The 17,547-nt window shown below is 72.2% G+C and carries 16 protein-coding genes; 6 read left to right on the forward strand and 10 right to left on the reverse strand.

From position 1 onward, the window contains the following. Positions 1-253: 253 nt before the first annotated feature. The 4 genes from ACFZDC_RS22560 to ACFZDC_RS22575 form a co-directional block, all read right to left on the reverse strand. The gene (locus ACFZDC_RS22560; protein ID WP_391326391.1) at positions 254-1,465 is read right to left on the reverse strand and encodes an MFS transporter; all 1,212 of its coding nucleotides are present in this window, start codon (positions 1,463-1,465) and stop codon (positions 254-256) included. Between the two features lie 92 nt (positions 1,466-1,557). Then, entirely contained in the window at positions 1,558-2,607 is a 1,050-nt protein-coding gene (locus ACFZDC_RS22565) for an endonuclease/exonuclease/phosphatase family protein (RefSeq protein ID WP_391326393.1), read from the reverse strand. Positions 2,608-2,794: 187 nt separating this feature from the next. Then, positions 2,795-3,424: a TetR/AcrR family transcriptional regulator C-terminal ligand-binding domain-containing protein gene (locus ACFZDC_RS22570; protein WP_391326395.1), complete on the reverse strand. Its 630-nt coding sequence runs from the start codon at positions 3,422-3,424 to the stop codon at positions 2,795-2,797. Positions 3,425-3,497: 73 nt separating this feature from the next. Then, the gene (locus ACFZDC_RS22575) at positions 3,498-5,084 is read right to left on the reverse strand and encodes a DHA2 family efflux MFS transporter permease subunit (RefSeq protein WP_391326397.1); all 1,587 of its coding nucleotides are present in this window, start codon (positions 5,082-5,084) and stop codon (positions 3,498-3,500) included. A 199-nt stretch (positions 5,085-5,283) separates the two neighbouring features. Here ACFZDC_RS22575 and panB point away from each other — a divergent pair, with 199 nt between their 5' ends. The 3 genes from panB to ACFZDC_RS22590 all read left to right on the forward strand — a co-directional run bounded on the left by panB (position 5,284) and on the right by ACFZDC_RS22590 (position 8,409). After that, on the forward strand, positions 5,284-6,150 hold the full coding sequence (panB, locus tag ACFZDC_RS22580) for a 3-methyl-2-oxobutanoate hydroxymethyltransferase (protein ID WP_391326399.1): 867 nt from the start codon (positions 5,284-5,286) through the stop codon (positions 6,148-6,150). 424 nt (positions 6,151-6,574) lie between these two features. Then, on the forward strand, positions 6,575-7,600 hold the full coding sequence (locus ACFZDC_RS22585) for an ATP-binding cassette domain-containing protein (RefSeq protein WP_391326401.1): 1,026 nt from the start codon (positions 6,575-6,577) through the stop codon (positions 7,598-7,600). Beyond that, a complete protein-coding gene (locus tag ACFZDC_RS22590) occupies positions 7,597-8,409 on the forward strand; it encodes an ABC transporter permease (RefSeq protein WP_391326403.1) in 813 nt (270 codons plus the stop codon). The genes ACFZDC_RS22585 and ACFZDC_RS22590 overlap by 4 nt, the downstream gene beginning before the upstream one ends. Before the next feature lie 11 nt (positions 8,410-8,420). Here the strand turns inward: ACFZDC_RS22590 and ACFZDC_RS22595 are convergent, their stop codons facing one another. Together ACFZDC_RS22595 and ACFZDC_RS22600 are read right to left on the reverse strand one after the other, a co-directional pair. Continuing rightward, positions 8,421-11,675: a BTAD domain-containing putative transcriptional regulator gene (locus ACFZDC_RS22595; protein ID WP_391326405.1), complete on the reverse strand. Its 3,255-nt coding sequence runs from the start codon at positions 11,673-11,675 to the stop codon at positions 8,421-8,423. 14 nt (positions 11,676-11,689) lie between these two features. After that, positions 11,690-12,178 (reverse strand): DUF6578 domain-containing protein, encoded by a 489-nt coding sequence (locus ACFZDC_RS22600; protein WP_391326407.1) that lies wholly within the window; start codon positions 12,176-12,178, stop codon positions 11,690-11,692. Positions 12,179-12,311: 133 nt separating this feature from the next. On the opposite strand from ACFZDC_RS22600, the gene ACFZDC_RS22605 reads away from it, so the two are divergent. Then, positions 12,312-13,112, forward strand: a complete 801-nt coding sequence (locus ACFZDC_RS22605; RefSeq protein WP_391326409.1) for a site-2 protease family protein — start codon at positions 12,312-12,314, stop codon at positions 13,110-13,112. On the opposite strand, the gene ACFZDC_RS22610 is transcribed toward ACFZDC_RS22605, so the two are convergent. From ACFZDC_RS22610 to ACFZDC_RS22620, 3 genes are read right to left on the reverse strand one after another with little or no spacing between them, the layout of a single operon-like run. Further along, the gene (locus tag ACFZDC_RS22610) at positions 13,102-13,317 is read right to left on the reverse strand and encodes a hypothetical protein (protein ID WP_391326411.1); all 216 of its coding nucleotides are present in this window, start codon (positions 13,315-13,317) and stop codon (positions 13,102-13,104) included. The genes ACFZDC_RS22605 and ACFZDC_RS22610 overlap by 11 nt on opposite strands. Positions 13,318-13,372: 55 nt before the next feature. Beyond that, a complete protein-coding gene (npdG, locus tag ACFZDC_RS22615) occupies positions 13,373-14,086 on the reverse strand; it encodes an NADPH-dependent F420 reductase (protein WP_391326412.1) in 714 nt (237 codons plus the stop codon). Between the two features lie 37 nt (positions 14,087-14,123). Further along, the gene (locus ACFZDC_RS22620) at positions 14,124-15,233 is read right to left on the reverse strand and encodes an exo-alpha-sialidase (protein ID WP_391326414.1); all 1,110 of its coding nucleotides are present in this window, start codon (positions 15,231-15,233) and stop codon (positions 14,124-14,126) included. A 109-nt stretch (positions 15,234-15,342) separates the two neighbouring features. Here ACFZDC_RS22620 and ACFZDC_RS22625 point away from each other — a divergent pair, with 109 nt between their 5' ends. Both ACFZDC_RS22625 and ACFZDC_RS22630 read left to right on the forward strand, forming a co-directional pair. Continuing rightward, complete coding sequence (locus tag ACFZDC_RS22625) at positions 15,343-15,945, forward strand: hypothetical protein (RefSeq protein WP_391326416.1); 603 nt, start codon at positions 15,343-15,345, stop codon at positions 15,943-15,945. An 82-nt stretch (positions 15,946-16,027) separates the two neighbouring features. Then, the gene (locus tag ACFZDC_RS22630) at positions 16,028-17,305 is read left to right on the forward strand and encodes an MFS transporter (protein WP_391326417.1); all 1,278 of its coding nucleotides are present in this window, start codon (positions 16,028-16,030) and stop codon (positions 17,303-17,305) included. Here the strand turns inward: ACFZDC_RS22630 and ACFZDC_RS22635 are convergent, their stop codons facing one another. Beyond that, complete coding sequence (locus ACFZDC_RS22635) at positions 17,306-17,542, reverse strand: hypothetical protein (RefSeq protein ID WP_391326419.1); 237 nt, start codon at positions 17,540-17,542, stop codon at positions 17,306-17,308. Positions 17,543-17,547: the final 5 nt, after the last annotated feature.

Genomic DNA, 17,547 nt, shown 5'->3' on the forward strand with positions numbered 1-17,547 from the left:
TTCTTCCCCGTGCTGGAGCGAGGCGTGTCAAGGGTCGGCCGTAGGCCGATCGGCGTCAGCCGACGCGGGAGTGAAGCGCAGCGGAACGGGAGCGCCCTTGACTCGCCTCACGGAAGCACGACAATCGCCGAGAAGCGGGCGGCCCCACAGCAACTGGGCGACTCCGGCTCCGCGGACCTCGTGGCCTCTCGGCCGACCGAGTCGGGTGGGCGGGTGGGCAAAGAACCGGGGTCCAGAGGACGGAGCCCCCGGGTCAGTGGTGCAGTGCGCCGGACTGCTCGGGTACGTGGGTGGCGACCACGCGGCCGAGCCGAGCGACACCGCGCCGGTCCACCGCATACGCCACGCCAGCCACGCCAAGCCCCAGCACCGCCAGCCCCGCTCCGGCGAGCGCCGGGGACGTCGCGCCGAATCCGGCCGCCAGGGCCAGCCCCCCGGTCCAGGCGCCGCCGGCGTTCGCCAGGTTGAAGGCCGCCTGGTTGGCGGAGGAGGCCAGGGAGGGGGCTGCCGCTGCCTTCTCCATCACCATGAGCTGGAGCGGGGAGCCCGTGACGAACGCCGCCATGCCGAGCAGGGTCACCGCGGCCGCCGCGCTCCACTCCGCCCGCATCAGGACCGGGAAGAGGACCAGGACCGCCGCCAGTGAAGCGAGGCCGCCGAACAGGGTGCCGCGCAGGGAGTGGTCCGCGAGGCGGCCGCCGAGCAGGTTGCCGGCGGTCGCGCCGACGCCGAACAACGCCAGCAACAGCGTCACATCGGTCTCCGCGAAGCCGGCCGCGTCCGTCAGCATCGGGGTGATGTAGCTGTAGGCGGCGAAGAGGGCGCCGAAGCCCGCCACCGTCGTGCCCAGGGCCAGCCAGACCGGCACCGGCCGCAACGCCGCCAGTTCACCGCGCAGGCCGGTCGTGGGGGCGGCGGCCCGGTCGTGCGGGATCAGCAGGGCCAGTGACGCTATCGCCGCCAGGCCGATCGCGCTCACGCCGAGGAAGGTCGCCCGCCAGCCCAGGTGCTGGCCCATCAGTGTGGCGACGGGGACGCCCGCGATGTTGGCGACGGTCAGGCCGAGGAACATCAGGGACACCGAGCGCGCCTTGCGCTCCGGCGCGACCATGCCGGTGGCCACGACCGCGCCCACGCCGAAGAAGGCGCCGTGCGGCAGCCCGCTGAGGAAGCGGGCGGCCAGCAGGGAGTCGTAGCCGGGAGCGAACGCGGAGAGCGCGTTGCCCACGACGAACAGGGCCATCAGGCCGATCAGGACGTGGCGGCGCGACATGCGCGCGGTCACCGCCGCCAGCAGCGGGGCGCCGATGACGACGCCCAGCGCGTACGCCGAGACCAGGTGCCCGGCGGTGGGGATCGAGAGGTGCAGGTCGTCCGCGACGTCGGGCAGCAGCCCCATCATCACGAACTCGGTCGTACCGATACCGAAAGCGCCGACGGCCAGAGCGAGCAGGGCCAGGGGCATGAAGGGCCTGTGCCTTTCAGGGGAGAGCGGAGTTCCGTACAGATTAAGTTTATCTACGGAACAAAGTCTGCCAGGCCCAGTATTCCGGCCGGTTACGAGGGCGTGTCCAGCTTCACACGGGCAGCCACCGGCAGATGGTCGCTGCCCGTGCGCGGCAGGGTCCACGAGCTCTCCGGCTCGATGCCCTTGACCATGATCTGGTCGATCCGCGCCATCGGGAACGACGCCGGCCAGCTGAACCCGAAGCCGCTGCCCGCCGCGCCCTGCGTGGAGCGCAGCTGGGAGGTCACGCCGTTGAGCGAGCGGTCGTTCATCGTGCCGTTCAGGTCACCGAGCAGCACGACCCGCTTCACCGTCTCGTCGGCGATGGCCTCGCCGAGCGCGTCGGCGCTCTTGTCGCGCTGCCGGGCGGTGAACCCGGCCTCCATCTTCACCCGCACCGAGGGGAGATGGGCGACGTAGACCGCGAGCGGCCCCTTGGGCGTCGCGACGGTGGCGCGCATCGCGCGCGTCCAGCCGAGCTTGATGTCGACGGCCTCGACGCCGGTCATCGGGTACTTGCTCCACAGACCGACCGTGCCGACGACCGCGTGGTACTTGTACGTCGAGGCGAGCGCCTTCTCGTACACCGGGGCGGCGGACGCGGGCAGTTCCTCCAGGGCCAGCAGGTCGGCACCGGAGGAGGCGACGTCCCGGGCGGTCGCAGCCGGGTCGGGGTTGTCGGCGTTCACATTGTGGGTGGCCACCATCAGGTCGCCGCCGGCGCCCGACCTGTCGGTGACCAGGCCGCCGAAGAGGTTGAGCCACACGATCGCCGGGAGCACGACCGCGATCAGGGCGGTCGCCGACTTGCGCAGCACACCGAGGACCAGCAGGACCGGGATGGCCAGCCCCAGCCAGGGCAGGAAGGTCTCCGTGAGGCTGCCGAGGTTGCCCACCCGGTTGGGGATGCGCGAGTGCAGCAGCATCACCAGCGCGAGCAGCAGCGCGAGGACGGCGAGGACGATGCCCCTGCGCCAGACGCGTGGATCGCCGCGCCAGCCCTCGACGAGGCGGTGCTTGAGGCGCCGAAGCCGGGATCCCGGTCGCTCGGGCCCCGAGCCGCCGTTGTCCGTCTCCGTCATGTACGCCTGCTGCGCCATACCGTCTGCCTCACTGCCTGCCGTGCACACCGTCGTTCCCCCGCGTTCATCCGACCCTAGGGGATGATCGGCTCCATTCCGCCGTCCCATGACGGCCGTACGGAAGACGAGGACGAACGAGGCGGGGCCCGGAGTTCCGGTTACCCCTGGGACGGGCGGGGTCTGTGACGAAACGCGCACACACGTGCTACGAGGCTGTCGAGCTGACGGGCCGTAGGCCTTCCAGGACCGTGTCGACGATCTGCTCCGCCAGGCCCTCGGGCAGTTCGGCGTCCGGGCGCATGACGGAACGGACGAGCATGGGGCCGACGAACATGTCGTTGGCCAGCTCCAGGTCGACGTCCGGCCTCAGTTCGCCGCTCTGCCGCGCCCGGCGCAGCACCTCCAGGGCGAGGATGCGCCGGGGCGCTATGACGTTGGCGTGGTACGCGGCCCAGATCTTGGGGCTGGACTTCATCTGGGCGTACACGTTGTGCAGGAGCGCCGACGAGCGGCTCACGAGGCCGCGTTGGCGCAGGGACTCCAGCAGCACGACGAGGTCGTCGCGCAGGGAGGTGCCGGGGAGTTCGGGGTCAGGGGGTTCGGCGGCGCGCACGACGTCGACGAACAGTTCCTCCTTGCCGCTCCAGCGGCGGTAGATGGTGGCCTTGCCGACCCCGGCCGTGCGCGCGACGCGCTCGATGGAGAGCTCGGCGAGGGGTACGCCCTCTTCCAGGAGCTTCATCACACCCTCGAGGATGGCTCGTTCCACGGCCTCGCTGCGCGGTCGGCCCCTCACGGGCCCGTCCGGTTGCGGCCGGCTGTCGGCAAGGCTCACTCGTCCGTCCTTTCACTGTGCTGCGGGGATTGTCCCGCAGCAGCCTCCTTCCCCCGTGGAGTTCCGCTGGACGTCAGTCCGTGGCGGCGACCAACTCCGGTTCCTTCTTGTCTTCCTGACCGGCCGGCGGCTTGCCCGGCAGGAACAGGGCCACCACCACGGCGCCGATCAGCGCGACGCCCGTGCCGCACAGGGCGGTGACGTGCATGGCGTGCAGGAAGGCGTCGTTGGCCGGCGTGACCAGGCCCTGACCCCGTGGGCCGAGCTTCTCGGCGATGCCGAGAGTGGCCTCGATGGACTCGCCGGCCGTGTCGCGCAGGCCGGGAGGCAGCAGGCCGAGCTTGCCCTCGATGCCGTTGCGGTAGGCGGTGGAGAGCACCGAGCCGAGGACGGCGATACCGAGGGCGCCGCCGACCTGGCGGAAGGTGTTGCTGAGGGCGGAGGCGGAACCGGCCTTCTCCCGGGGCAGGGCCTGCATGATGACGACGGAGGTCGGCGTCATGATGTGCGCCATGCCGGTGCCCATGAGGAAGAAGACGATCTCCAGCAGCCAGATGGGCGTGTCGGCCTCGAAGGTCGCGAACGCGGCCAGCGTCGCCGCGATCAGGACCAGGCCCGCGGTGGTCGTGGCCTTGTTGCCGAACCGCTCCACCACCAGCCTGGCACGCGGCGCGAAGATCATCTGTGCGGCGGCCAGCGGCAGCATCAGCAGACCGGACTGCAGCGGTGAGTAGCCGCGCACGCTCTGGGTGTAGAAGACCGAGAAGAACGTGACGCCCATCAGGGCGAAGAAGACCAGCGCGATGGCCGCCATGGCCGCCGAGAAGACCTTGTTCTTGAAGTAGGTGACGTCCAGCGACGGGTGGTCGCTGCGCTTCTCGAAGATCACGAAGCCGGTGAGGACGACGAGACCGGCGACGATGGTCGCCAGCACCTTGGCGTCCGTGAAGTCGGCCAGCTCTCCGCCCTTGATGATGCCGTAGACGAGCAGGACCAGGCCGACGACGGACAGCACGACGCCGATCGGGTCCAGGCGTCCGGGGTTCGGGTCGCGGGAGTCGGGCACCAGCCACACCATCAGGGCGAGCGCGGTGATCACGATCGGCACGTTGATGAGGAAGACCGAGCCCCACCAGAAGTGGTCGAGGAGCGCGCCGCCGGTGATCGGGCCGATGGCGATAGCGAGGCCGACACCGCCCGCCCAGATGCCGATGGCCTTGGGCTGCTCCTCGCGCTCGAACACGTTCATCAGCACGGCGAGGGTGGCGGGCATCACGAAGGCGGCACCGAGGGCCATCAGGGCACGGTAGGCGATCAGCTGGTCCGGGGAGCCGGACTCGGCGGCCAGGGCCGAGCCGATGCCGAACACGACGAGACCGCCGAGCAGGACCTTCTTGCGGCCGAGGCGGTCGCCGACGAGGCCGGCGGTGAACAGCAGGCCGGCGAAGACGAGGGTGTAGGCGTTGATCGCCCACTCGATCTGGCTCTGGGTGGCACCGAGGCCGGTGGGCGCCGGGGTGGAGATGGTCTTGATGGCGACGTTCAGGATCGAGTTGTCGAGCACCACGATGAGCAGACTCAGCATCAGCACGCCGAGGATCGCCCAGCGGCGCCGGTGCACCGCTTCCGGTATTCGGGAGGCAGGGACGGAAGTTGTCATGCGGTCGAGCCTACGACCATTGCAATACGGTACCGTCTCGTATCTGAATTCCTTTACCGAGGCCTTACACAGCGGGCGCACGGCCCGGGGCGTGGATCACAGAGGGTCCCCCCTGGCCCTCTCCGGCACGAGGTGCCACCATGGAGGCGATCCGGGGACGCCGTGAGGGCGCCTCGAGATGACTGAAGGAGCCGTTGCCATGACGCAGCTTTCGGCTGCCCAGAACAAGCCTTCCGACGGCAGCAAGGCGCTGTACGGAGGGAAGGGCACCCGCCGCATCACCGTCCGCGACATCGCCCTCGCCAAGGAGCGGGGCGAGAAATGGCCCATGCTCACCGCCTACGACGCGATGACCGCGTCCGTTTTCGACGAGGCCGGGATCCCGGTGATCCTCGTCGGCGACTCGGCGGGCAACTGTCACCTCGGGTACGAGACCACCGTGCCCGTCACCCTCGACGAGATGACCATGCTGTCGGCGGCCGTCGTACGCGGTACGACCCGCTCCCTGATCGTCGGCGACCTGCCCTTCGGTTCCTACCAGGAGGGTCCGGTGCAGGCGCTGCGCTCGGCGACCCGGCTGGTGAAGGAGGCCGGGGTCGGGGCGGTCAAGCTGGAGGGCGGCGAGCGGTCGCACGAGCAGATCCGGCTGCTGGTGGAGTCCGGCATCCCGGTGATGGCGCACATCGGGCTGACCCCGCAGTCCGTCAACGCGATGGGCTACCGCGTGCAGGGGCGCGGCGAGGAGGCGGCTGCGCAGCTGCTGCGGGACGCGAAGGCCGTGCAGGACGCGGGGGCGTTCGCGGTGGTGCTCGAGCTGGTTCCGGCGGAGCTGGCGGCCGAGGTGACGCGGGTGCTGCACATCCCCACCGTCGGTATCGGCGCCGGTCCGGAGACGGACGCGCAGGTGCTGGTGTGGACCGACATGCTGGGGCTGACCTCCGGTCGCGTCCCGAAGTTCGTCAAGAAGTACGCGAATCTCCGTGAGGTCATGGGCGACGCGGTGAAGGCCTTCGCCGAGGACGTCGTCGGCGGGGCGTTCCCGCTGGAGGAGCACTCCGTCCACTGAGCCATTGCGGCAACACCCCGGACAGCCCGCCGATCGTCCCCCGTCGGCGGGCTGTCCCCTTTTTGCGCCTAAGTGGTGTGACCGGAAAGGTTCACCGGCTCGCGACGCCCGGCACGGCACCTCGCCGCGTTGTCGCATCACCCGAGTACATCCAGTACGCAGGCGATGCTCCGCCTGGCGATATTCCCCACTGCCTGAACGGCGTGGGAGGTGCCCCCAGCACCGGACGCCGCGAGCTTTCCGGCACACCTTTCCGGTCACAGCACCAAGCCGGCGCCGCTCTCGCGGATCGGGGGGCTCGCCGTCGTGGTTTCTCGATTGAGGGTTGCGGTCGTCAGGGGCCGGCCGGCGGTGTCGGCGCTCTGTCGGTGGCTGTAGGCCGGCTGTCGGTGGTTTGTCGGCGGGCCCTGGCACCGTCCTCGGCATGACGCGAATCGACGACAACCCCGCCGGCGGGCGCCCCGCCGTGACCGTCCGGGGACTGGTCAAGCACTACGGCGAGACCAAGGCGCTGGACGGGGTCGACCTGGATGTGCGCGAGGGCACCGTGATGGGTGTGCTCGGGCCGAACGGTGCCGGCAAGACCACCCTCGTACGGATCCTGTCCACCCTGATCACCCCGGACGCCGGGCAGGCCACCGTGGCCGGTTACGACGTCGTGCGGCAGCCCCGGCAGCTGCGCCGGGTGATCGGGCTGACGGGGCAGTACGCCTCCGTGGACGAGAAGCTGCCCGGCTGGGAGAACCTGTACATGATCGGGCGGCTGCTCGACCTGTCCCGCAAGGACGCCCGCGCCCGCGCCGATGAGCTGCTGGAGCGGTTCTCCCTCACGGAGGCGGCGAAGCGCCCGGTGAGCACGTACTCCGGTGGTATGCGCAGGCGGCTGGACCTGGCCGCCTCGATGATCGGGCGCCCGGCCGTGCTGTACCTCGACGAGCCGACGACCGGCCTGGACCCCCGTACCCGCAACGAAGTGTGGGACGAGGTCAAGAGGATGGTCGGGGACGGGGTCACCGTGCTGCTCACCACGCAGTACATGGAGGAGGCCGAGCAGCTCGCCTCCGAGCTGACCGTCGTGGACCGCGGCAAGGTCATCGCCCACGGCGGCATCGAGGAGCTGAAGGCCAGGGTCGGCGGGCGCACGCTGCGCGTCCGGCCGGTGGATCCGCTGCAGCTGCGGCCGCTCGCCGCCATGCTGGACGAGCTGGGCATCACCGGGCTCGCGGCCACCACCGTGGACACCGGGACCGGGACCCTGCTGGTGCCGATCCTCAGCGACGAGCAGCTGACCGCCGTGGTCGGCGCGGTCACCGCGCGCGGCATCACGATCTCCTCCATCACCACCGAACTGCCCAGCCTGGACGAGGTGTTCCTGTCCCTCACCGGCCACCGTGCCAGTGCCCCGCAGGACATCGCGCCCGCCGACTCCCGCCAGGAGGTCGCCGTATGAGCGCCGCCACCACCATCACCGAGGCCGACGTCCGCATCCCGTTGCGCGGACATCTGCGGCACACCGGTGCCCTGCTGCGCCGCAACCTGCTGTGGATCCGCCAGGACCCCGAGTCCATGTTCGACGCGCTGCTGATGCCGATCGTCTTCACCCTGCTGTTCGTGTACGTCTTCGGCGGCTCGATCGGACAGGCACTGGGCGGCGGACAGGACGCGTACGTCCAGTACGTGGTCCCCGGTCTCATGGCCATGACGAGCCTGTCCATGGCCCAGGGCGTGGGCACCGGCTTCAACCAGGACTTCAACAGCGGTGTCATGGACCGCTTCCGGTCCCTGCCGATCGGGCGCGGTTCCGTGCTGTTCGCGAAGATCGCGGTGGAGCTGGCACGGATGCTGATCGCGACGGCCGTCCTGCTGGCGGTCGGCGTCCTGGTGGGCTTCGACATCACCCACTGGGCGGGGCTCTTCGCCGCCGTGGGCCTGGCCACGCTCTTCGCCTCGTCGATCATGTGGGTGTTCCTCACCCTCGGCGTGATCATGAAGAACGCGCAGTCCGTCCAGGCGATGGGCTTCCTGACCCTGTTCCCGCTGCAGTTCGGCTCGTCGATCTTCGCGCCGACCGATTCGATGCCCGGCTGGCTGCGCCACTTCACCGACTACAACCCGATGTCCGGTCTGGCCGACGCCGCGCGCGGACTGATGATCGGCGGACCGGTGGCGCACGGCTTGTGGGTGACGCTCGCCTGGTCGGTGGGCATCACGGCGGTCATGGCACCGATCGCGATCCACAAGTTCCGCACCAAGAGCTGACGCTCCGCACGTCAGACCAGGGCGGTGGCCTCCGCGAGGGAGAGGCCACCGCCCTCGGCGTACGCCGCGTCGTACGCCCGCTCGTCGAGCGCCTCGCGGATCCGGGCCTCGGTCATGTCGTGGCACCGGCGTTCCACGCCGGAGGCGAGGTGACCGGGCGGCAGCAGGGCGTCGGCCGCGGCGAGGCAGCGGGCGGCGTCGACGGCGCGGGCGTCGAGGCGGGCGAGGGCCATGGCGGCGATGGTGAGGCAGATGGAGTGCAGTTGCGGGGTGATGGCCTCGGAGAGGGAGTCGACGGCGTGCCGCAGCGCCGTGCGGATGCGGGCGAGGGCTTCCTCGCTCCGGCCGTCCAGCGCGTCCAGCCAGGCCTCCTGGCAGATGATCATGGCGTCGAAGACGATGAAGTGAGCGATCTTGAACTCCTGGCGCAGCAGCCGGAGTTGTTCCCGGGCCTCGGCGACGCGGCCGGTCAGGCCGAGCCAGCAGGCGAGGAAGAGCCGGGCGGCGGGCATCGCCTCGTTGTGGGCGCCGTCCTGGCTCGCGACGACGTCACGGAGCAACCGCTCGCCGCGGTCGGTCTCGCCCGCCTCCATGAGCACACTGCCGAGGCGAGCGCGGAGCACGGCCATCTGGGCGCGGGCGCCGAGGCGTTCGGCGTGGTCGATCGCCGCCCGGTAGTCGGCGGCGGCCTCACGGTAGGCACCCTTGCGTTCCCGGGCCTCGCCCCGGGCGGACAGCGCCTCGGCGGTGCCCCAGCCGTCACCGAGGCGGCTGTAGATCTCCAGTGACTCGTCGGCGTCGCGGGTCGCGTCGCCCGCCCAGGCGGTGCGGTTGGCGAGGATGTTGGCGCGCATCTGCAGGGCGCCGGCCAGCTCCCACTCGAAGCCGGGGGTGTCGCGGCAGGTCTGCACGCCGGCGTCGACGATCGACCGTATGCGCTCCGCACCGCCGGTCAGTATCACGGCGAAGAACCACATCATGCCGGGCGCACGGCAGGTCTGCGGCAGGCCGGGCTCGTACACCTGGGTGATGGCTCGCAGCTTGGCCCGGGCCTCCGGGGTCTGCCAGGCGTCCAGCTCGGTGTCCATGCAGGCCAGGTGGGCGAGGTGGACGCCGCGCCGGGCCTCGGCGAGAACCTCGCCGGTGTAGGGGGGCGGGGCCTCGGTGCAGCGGTGCCACACCGGGCGGGCGCGGCGGACCGGTTGGGCGAACGGGTCGGGGCCGAGCGCCATGACCTCCTGGCACCAGGTGCGGGCCTCGATGCGCTGGTCGCGCATCTGCCAGAACCAGGTCAGGGACAGCACCAGGCACAGCGCCTCCTGTTCGTCGCGGGAGGCGACGGCGTGCCTGAGGGCGGTGCGCAGGTTCTCGTACTCCAGCTGGAGCCGGTCGATGGCGGTGCGCTGTCCGGGGCCGCGCAGCAACGGGTCGGTGGTGCGGGCGAGTTCGCGGTAGTACGTCAGGTGTGCGCGCTCGGCGTCGGCCCGGTGTCCGGCCTCGGCGAGGCGTTCGGCGGCGTACTCGGCGACGGTCTCCAGGAGCCGGTAGCGCATGCCGCCCTCGACCGAGGGAGCCGCCACGACCAGGGACTTGTCCACCAGGGAGCCCAGGGCCTCCAGGGCGGCGGGCCCGCACACGGCCTCGGCGGCGGCGAGGTCGCAGCCGCCCGCGAAGACCGAGAGCCGGGCCAGGACGCCCCGCTCGTGCGCGTCCAGCAGGTCCCAGGACCAGTCCACGACGGCCCGCAGGGTCTGCTGGCGGGGCAGCACGGTACGGCTGCCGGAGGTGAGCAGCCGGAACCGGTCGTCGAGCCGGTCCGCTATCTGACGGGGGGCCAGCATGCGCAGCCGGGCGGCCGCCAGCTCGATGGCGAGGGGCAGTCCGTCGAGCCGCCGGCAGATCTCGGCGCAGGCCTCGGGATCGTCCTCGAGACGGAATCCGGGCCGGGCCGCCGCGCCCCGGTCGGCCAGCAGCCGCAGCGCGACGGGCTCCGGCAGCGGCTCCACCGGGCGCACCAGTTCCCCGGGGACCCCGAGAGGCTCGCGGCTGGTGGCGAGGACGGTCAGCTCGGGGCAGCGGGCCAGCAGCCGCTCGGTCAGCCGGGCCGCGGCCTCGACGACGTGCTCGCAGTTGTCGAGCACGATCAGCATCCGGCGCCGGGCGCAGTGCTCCACGAGCCGGTCGACGGGGTCGTGCCCGTCGACCACCGCGCGGATGCTCTCGGCGCCCGCCCCGTGCAGCACGGTCTCACGGGCGCCGATCGCGGTCAGCACGGCCTGCGGTACGGCGTCCGGGTCGTCCACGGGCGCCAGTTCGGCCAGCCACACCCCGTCCCGGGCGGTGTGCCGTACCGCCTCGGCGGCCTCCTGGGACAGCCGGGTCTTGCCGGCTCCGCCGGGCCCGAGCAGCGTGACCAGCCGGGCCGCGGCGAGGTCGGCCCCGATGGCCGCGATGTCCGCCTCACGGCCGACGAAGGAGGTGAGCCGGGCGGGCAGGTTGCCGAGCGGGGCGGGCGGCGCCGGCCGCGGTTCGTGTGCGGCTTCCGTGAGCAACTCGGCGTGCAGGACGCGCAGTTCGGGGCCCGGGTCGGAGCCGAGCCGGTTCGCGAGGAGCTGTCGTACGTCCTCGTAGGCGGCCAGTGCCTGGGCCGGGCGGCCCACGTCGCGCAGCGCCCGCAGCCGCAGCGCCTGGAGCGGCTCGTCCAGGGGGTGGCCGTCGCACAGGGCGGCCAGTTCGGGCAGGGACTGCTCGGCATGGCCGAGGGCGAGTGCGGCCGTGTGCCGGGCGCGCAGGGCGTCCAGCCGGCGGGTCTCCCAGCGGGCCGCCTCGGCGGCGCAGTCGGGCAGGTCGGCGAGGGCGGGGCCGTGCCACAGGGCGAGCGCGTCGTCCAGGACGGCGGCGGCCTTGGCCGGGTCGCCGTCGGCCAGGGCCGCGAGGCCCTCGCCGGTCAGCCGGTCGAACCGGTTGAGGTCGATGTCGTCGGGGGTGACGGCGAGCCGGTAGCCGCCGTCCGCGGAGGCGACGGCGTCCGTGCCGAGCGCCCTGCGCAGCCGGCCGACCAGGGCCTGCAGCGCGCCGGTGGCGTCGGCGGGCGTGTCGGCGCCCCAGACCTCGTCCACCAGCACGCCCGCCGGCACGGTCCGGCCGGCCCGCAGGGCGAGCACGCTCAACAGGGCACGCAGCCGCGCACCGCCGATCGGGACGGGCGTGCCGTCGGGGCGGAGTGCCTGGATGGGACCGAGGAGGCGATAGCGCACGGGACTCATTCTCTCCGGTGCCGTCAGGGGCGGTCACCGGGTTCGGACGGCGTGGCGTCGGGGACCTCCAGAGCGACGAGGACGCCGACGGCACGGCGGACGCGGAACGGTACGCGGCGCGGCGGCTGCTCCTCCTGCTCGAACGCGTCGAACCACCGGGGGCAGCTGTCGACGGGCTCCAGGGTGGGCGGGCCCGGCACAGGCTCGAGCTTGCGCCCGGTCGACCGGAAGACCACCGTGCCGGGCGCCAAGTCGGCGAGTTCCGCGGCTTCGGTGGCGCGGGGGTCGTGGTGGGCGAGGAATTCCTGGTGCACCAGGTCGATGGCCCGGACGCGGCCGACGGTCTCCCGGTCGGGGCCGCCGTGGTTCTCCACCCACGCCTCGGCGCCGTGTCCGGCGTTCCGCCGCCGGTCCTCGCGGTCGTAGGCGACCAGTTTCCAGGCCACCTCCTCGCCCACACCGAACGGGCTGCCGCAGCATTCCATCTGCCAGTGCTCGTAGAACACCCTCATCCGCGCCACCGCCCCAGCCTCCAGGAACCGAAGGGCGGGCGCGAGGCGTTTTCCCCGCGAGACGTTTTCCCCGCGAGTCCCGGGCCGGTACGGTCGGGCTTCCCGCCCGCCACGCCCCTCAGGAGCCGGAACGATGACCACCGCCACCACCCGTCGAGGCGATCAGCGGATCAGCCCCGTCTTCCTCGGGATCCTGGCCGTCGCCGCGGTGACCGGCTGGGCCACCTGGACGCGGTTCGCCGAGCAGCCCGGCATCGCGGTGTTCCTGTTCGTGACGGCGGCCTGGATCGTCTCCCTGTGCCTGCACGAGTACGCGCACGCCCGCACCGCCCTGCACAGCGGGGACGTCACGGTCGGCGCGAAGGGCTATCTCACGCTGAACCCGCTGAAGTACACGCACGCGCTGCTGAGCATCGTGCTCCCGGTGGTGTTCATGATCATGGGCGGGATCGGTCTGCCGGGCGGCGCGGTCTTCATCGAGCGCGGCCGGATCCGCGGCCGCTGGCGGCACAGCCTGGTCTCGGCGGCGGGCCCGCTGACGAACGTCCTGTTCGCGGCGGTGTGCACCGCGCCCTTCTGGCTGCACGCGCTGGACGGTGTGCCCCGCGACTTCCGGTACGCGCTGGCGTTCCTCGCCCTGCTCCAGGTGACGGCGGCGATCCTGAACTTCCTGCCGGTGCCGGGTCTGGACGGGTACGGGGTGATCGAGCCGTGGCTGTCGTACAACGTGAAGCGGCAGGTGGAGCCGTTCGCGCCGTTCGGCCTGCTGTTCGTGTTCGCACTGCTGTGGCTGCCGTCGGTCAACAGCGTGTTCTTCGAGGTGATCCACTCGATCCTGAACGGGCTGGGAATCGACGGCGACCAGACGTACTGCGGCTTCGACCTGTTCCGGTTCTGGCGGGAGAGCGACCCCTCCTGCGCGGTCAGCCCGTGACGGACTTCCGGTCGGCCGCGCCCCGGCCGCGCTTGATGTAGTACCAGGTCATGTTGGACGACAGACCCGCCAGCAGCACCCAGACGATCCCCAGCCAGCTGCCCTGCACGAACGAGACGACCGCCGCGGCGACGGCGAGGAGGCAGACGATCAGGGTGTAGAGGGCGAGTCGCCGGCTCGGGGCGGGCGGGAGCGAGGGCGGCATGACGGGTGGCTCCTGTCGGGGGACACTGCTACGACGACCAGTGTCCCCCATGGGCTCATACGTCGGTGACCCGGAGCCCGGCGTGTGCCTTGTAGCGGCGGTTGACGGAGATCAGGTTCGCGACCAGCGACTCGACCTGGTGGGCATTGCGCAGACGGCCCGCGAAGATGCCCCGCATGCCCGGGATGCGCCCGGCGAGCGCCTGGACGATCTCCACGTCGGCGCGGACCTCGCCCAGCACCATCACATCGGTGTCGATCTCCTCGGTCTCCGGGTCCTGGAGCAGCACCGCCGACAGGTGGTGGAAGGCGGCGGTGACCCGGGAGTCCGGCAGCAGGGCGGCGGCCTGCTGGGCGGCGCTGCCCTCCTCCGGCTTGAGCGCGTACGCCCCCTGCTTGTCGAAGCCGAGCGGGTTCACGCAGTCGACGACGAGCTTGCCGGCCAGCTCCTCGCGCAGGGACTCCAGGGTCTTGCCGTGGCCCTCCCACGGTACGGCGACGATCACGAGGTCGCTGCGGCGCGCGGTCTCGGCGTTGTCGGCGCCCTCGACGCCGTACCCCAGCTCCTCGGCGGCGGCCCGGGCGCGCTCGGCGGCCCGCGATCCGATGATCACCTTCTGGCCGGCCCGGGCGAGCCGGTAGGCGAGGCCCTTGCCCTGCGGGCCGGTGCCGCCGAGCACGCCGACGACCAGCCCGGAGACGTCGGGCAGGTCCCAGGGGTCCTTGGCGGGGGCCTTCGCGGGAGTCTGTGCGCTGTCGGTAGAGGTCATGGGCCGACTCTACGTCCGTGGGGCGGAGCGCACCGGGTCAGGTGAGCCGGGTCACGGGGATCCGGCGGAAGGTGATCGTCTCGTAGGCGCCGAAGTCCCCTGTCTCGTACAGGAGTCCGACCGTGTCCTTGTCGATGCGGACCAGGTCGGAGTAGGCGGCGGGCAGCCCGTCGACGGTAAGTGCCGTGCGCCAGGTGGTGCCGCCGTCGCCGGAGGCGCGCAGGGTCATCAGGGCGCGGGCGGCGGGGTCGGCCGGGGCGGAGAGGAGCAGCAGGTCGGGATCGCGGAGCTGCAGGACGGAGGCCTCGCAGATCGGCGCGGTGAGGCCGGCCTGCGGGCGGAAGGGCTTGACGAGCGTCCTCCCGCCGTCCCTGGAGTGGGCGTCGGCGCGGTTGCCCGGGGACGGGGAGTCGTTGCGAGCGTTGAAGTAGACGCGGCCGTCGGGGAGTTCGGCGGCAGTGGTCTCGTTGACGTTGATGTAGCCGTCGGTGTTCTCGTCCAGGTAGCCGAGGTACCAGGTCGCGCCGCGGTCGTCGCTGAGCAGGCAGTGGCCGCCGTTGTACCTGGCCTCGGCGCCGGTGTCGGTTCCGGTGGGCGGCAGGGTGTGGTTGGCGGGGACGAGGACGCGGCCGGAGGTCAGCTGGAGGGCGTGGCCGGGGGTGGTGGCGTACCAGCGCCAGCCGGGCTTCTTCACCTGTCCGGTGATCTCCCTGGGCTTGGACCAGGTCACGCCGTCGTCGTCGCTGTGCTGCACCCACACCCGGCGGCCGTCGGCATCCGCGACGTGGCCGCGCAGGATGGCGGCCTCGGTGGCGCCGGCCGCGGCACGGACGTGCACGAGCAGGATCCGGCCGGTGTCGAGGACGACGGGGGCGGGGTTGCCGGCGAGGTTCTTCCCGTTGCTCGCGGCGACCTCGAGCGGCCCCCAGGTGCGGCCGCCGTCCGTGGACCGCTTCAGCACGATGTCGATGTGCCCGTGGTCGGCGAGGGAGTCGGCCCGTCCCTCGCAGAAGGCGAGCAGTGTGCCGGTGGGGGTGCCCCCGGTCGAGGGGGGCCGGGACGGGGGGCGGCACGCCACGACCGCCGGGATGCGGAAGCCGGCGTACCCCTCGTGGCCCGCGCGGAAGGGAACGGTCACGTCGGTCATCGGGCGGACTCCTCACACGGACGGGGACGGGCCGTCACCATCCCCAGGTTGGGCGAATTCGGGGTGAACTCCACGTCACAAGTGACCGATTGGGGCAGGATGCGGTCGCATGGACGCCGTACGGGTCGCCTTGCTGCGCGAAGTGCTCGCCGGAACCGAGTGGCTGGGGGCCACCCGGCGGTTCGCGGGGGTGCTGCGCGGGTCCGTGGTGGCGTACGGGGGCGGGCTGCTGCTGGTGGGCACGCCCGAGTACGAGCCCTGGCACCTGGCCGCGCACCTGGTGGACGAGGCGGCCTGGTCGGGCACGCCGGAGCTGGCTCCCACGCTGGTACGGCACCACGCGCGCCCCTCCGATCCCGCGCACCTGGCCGTCGGGCCGGGCCGGATCGAGGAGGCGCGGCGCGGCGAGACCCTGCTGGTGGTCGCCCCCAAGGAGCCCGCGGAGCTGCTGGAGCGGGTGCACGCGGCACGCAGGGCCGGGACGACGGTGCTGGCGCTGGGAGCGGGCGGGGGCGAGCTGGCGGCGATGGCCCACGACACGCTGGCCGTGCCGGAGGGGGCGGAGCTGGACCTGGACAGTGTGCAGCACTTGGTGAGCGCGGCGGCGGGCGAGAACGGGGGCGGAGGCTCTCCGAGGGGCCGGCGGGGTTTCCGGGACCGTCTGTCGAGGCTTGCGGAGATCCTCACGGCTCCGCCGACCGCCCCTTGGTGACCTTCCCACCCGCCCACCGGTCCCGGTCGTGGGGCTGCGAAAAGCGGTTGCTCCGGACTCCGGCCGAGCGGACCATGCCCGAGTGGCCCAAGCTCTCCTCCCCGACCTCGCCCCCTGGAAGGCCTCCGCGGACTTCCGCAGACTGTGGGCCTCGGGTCTGATCAGCAACTTCGGCAACTTCCTGACCTTCGTCGCCCTGCCGGTCCAGCTGAAGGACCTGACCGGCTCCGCGGCGGCCGTGGGCGCGATCGGCGCGGTGGAACTGGTCCCGCTGATCGCCTTCGGCCTGTACGGCGGCGCCCTGGCCGACGCCCTCGACAAGCGGCGGCTGATCGTGTGGACGGAGGCGGGCCAGGGCCTGCTCAGCGCCGCCCTGCTGGTCAACGCGCTCCTCCCCCGCCCGGCCGTATGGCCGCTGTACCTGGTCGCGGCGCTCTCCTGCGCCCTGGTATCGGTCCAGCGGCCGGCCCTGGACTCCCTGCTGCCCCGGATCGTGGCCCACGAGGACCTGCCCGCTGCGGCCTCCCTGAACTCGCTGCGCTGGACCGTCGGCGGAGTGGCCGGGCCGGCGGTCGCGGGCGTGGTCGTCGCCTGCGCCGGCCTCGGCTGGGCGTACGCCGCCGACCTGCTGACCTTCGCCGTGTCGCTGGCGTACATCGTCCGCATCGCCCCCTCGCCCGCGACCCCCACGGCGGCCAGGCCGGACCTGCGGGCCATCGCGGAGGGTGCCCGCTACGCCTGGAGCCGCAAGGAACTCCTCGGCACCTACGCGGTCGACCTGGCGGCGATGTTCCTGGCCATGCCCCTCGCCGTGCTGCCGTTCCTCGCCGACGAGCTGCACGCCGAGTGGTCGCTCGGCCTGATGTACGCGACCTTCCCGCTGGGGGCGCTGCTGGTCAGCGTGACGAGCGGCTGGACCTCACGGGTGCACCGCCATGGCCGCATGGTGGTGCTGTCGGCCGCGCTGTGGGGCCTGGCGGTCACGGCGGCGGGTCTCGTCGGCAACGTCTGGGCGGCGCTGCTGCTCCTGACCGTCGCCGGCGGCTGCGACATGGTCAGCGGGGTCTTCCGGGGGGCGATGTGGAACCAGACGATCCCCGACGAGCTGCGCGGCCGCCTCGCCGGCATCGAACTTCTGTCCTACTCGGTGGGTCCGCAGTTGGGCCAGGTCCGCTCCGGCGGGGTCGCCGCATGGGCGGGGGTGCGCACGTCCGTGTGGTCGGGGGGAGTGCTGTGCGTGGGCGCGATGGGGCTGCTGGCCCTGTGCCTGCCCGGGCTGACGAGCTATGACGCCCGGACCGACGAGCACGCGGTGCGGCTGCGGGAGCAGCGCGCCGCCACCGTGCCCACGCGGGCGTGATCAGTCCTCGTCGGCGTCCTGGCCGGCCGCCGGGGCGTCGTGCCAGCGGGGATCGGTCTCCCACTCGAGGTTGCGCTCCCGCGCGATCTCCATCGCGCGCTGCGCCTCCTGCGGGCTGGCGTACGGCCCGAAGCGGTCCTTGCCCGGGCAGTCCGGGCCCTCCTCGACCTTCTTGTGCTCCAGGCAGTAGTACCACTCGCCCGGCTTGCCGACGGTGCGCTTCTTGAACAGGGCCATGAACA

Source organism: Streptomyces sp. NPDC007905 (assembly GCF_042959345.1).
Taxonomy (GTDB): Bacteria; Actinomycetota; Actinomycetes; order Streptomycetales; family Streptomycetaceae; genus Streptomyces.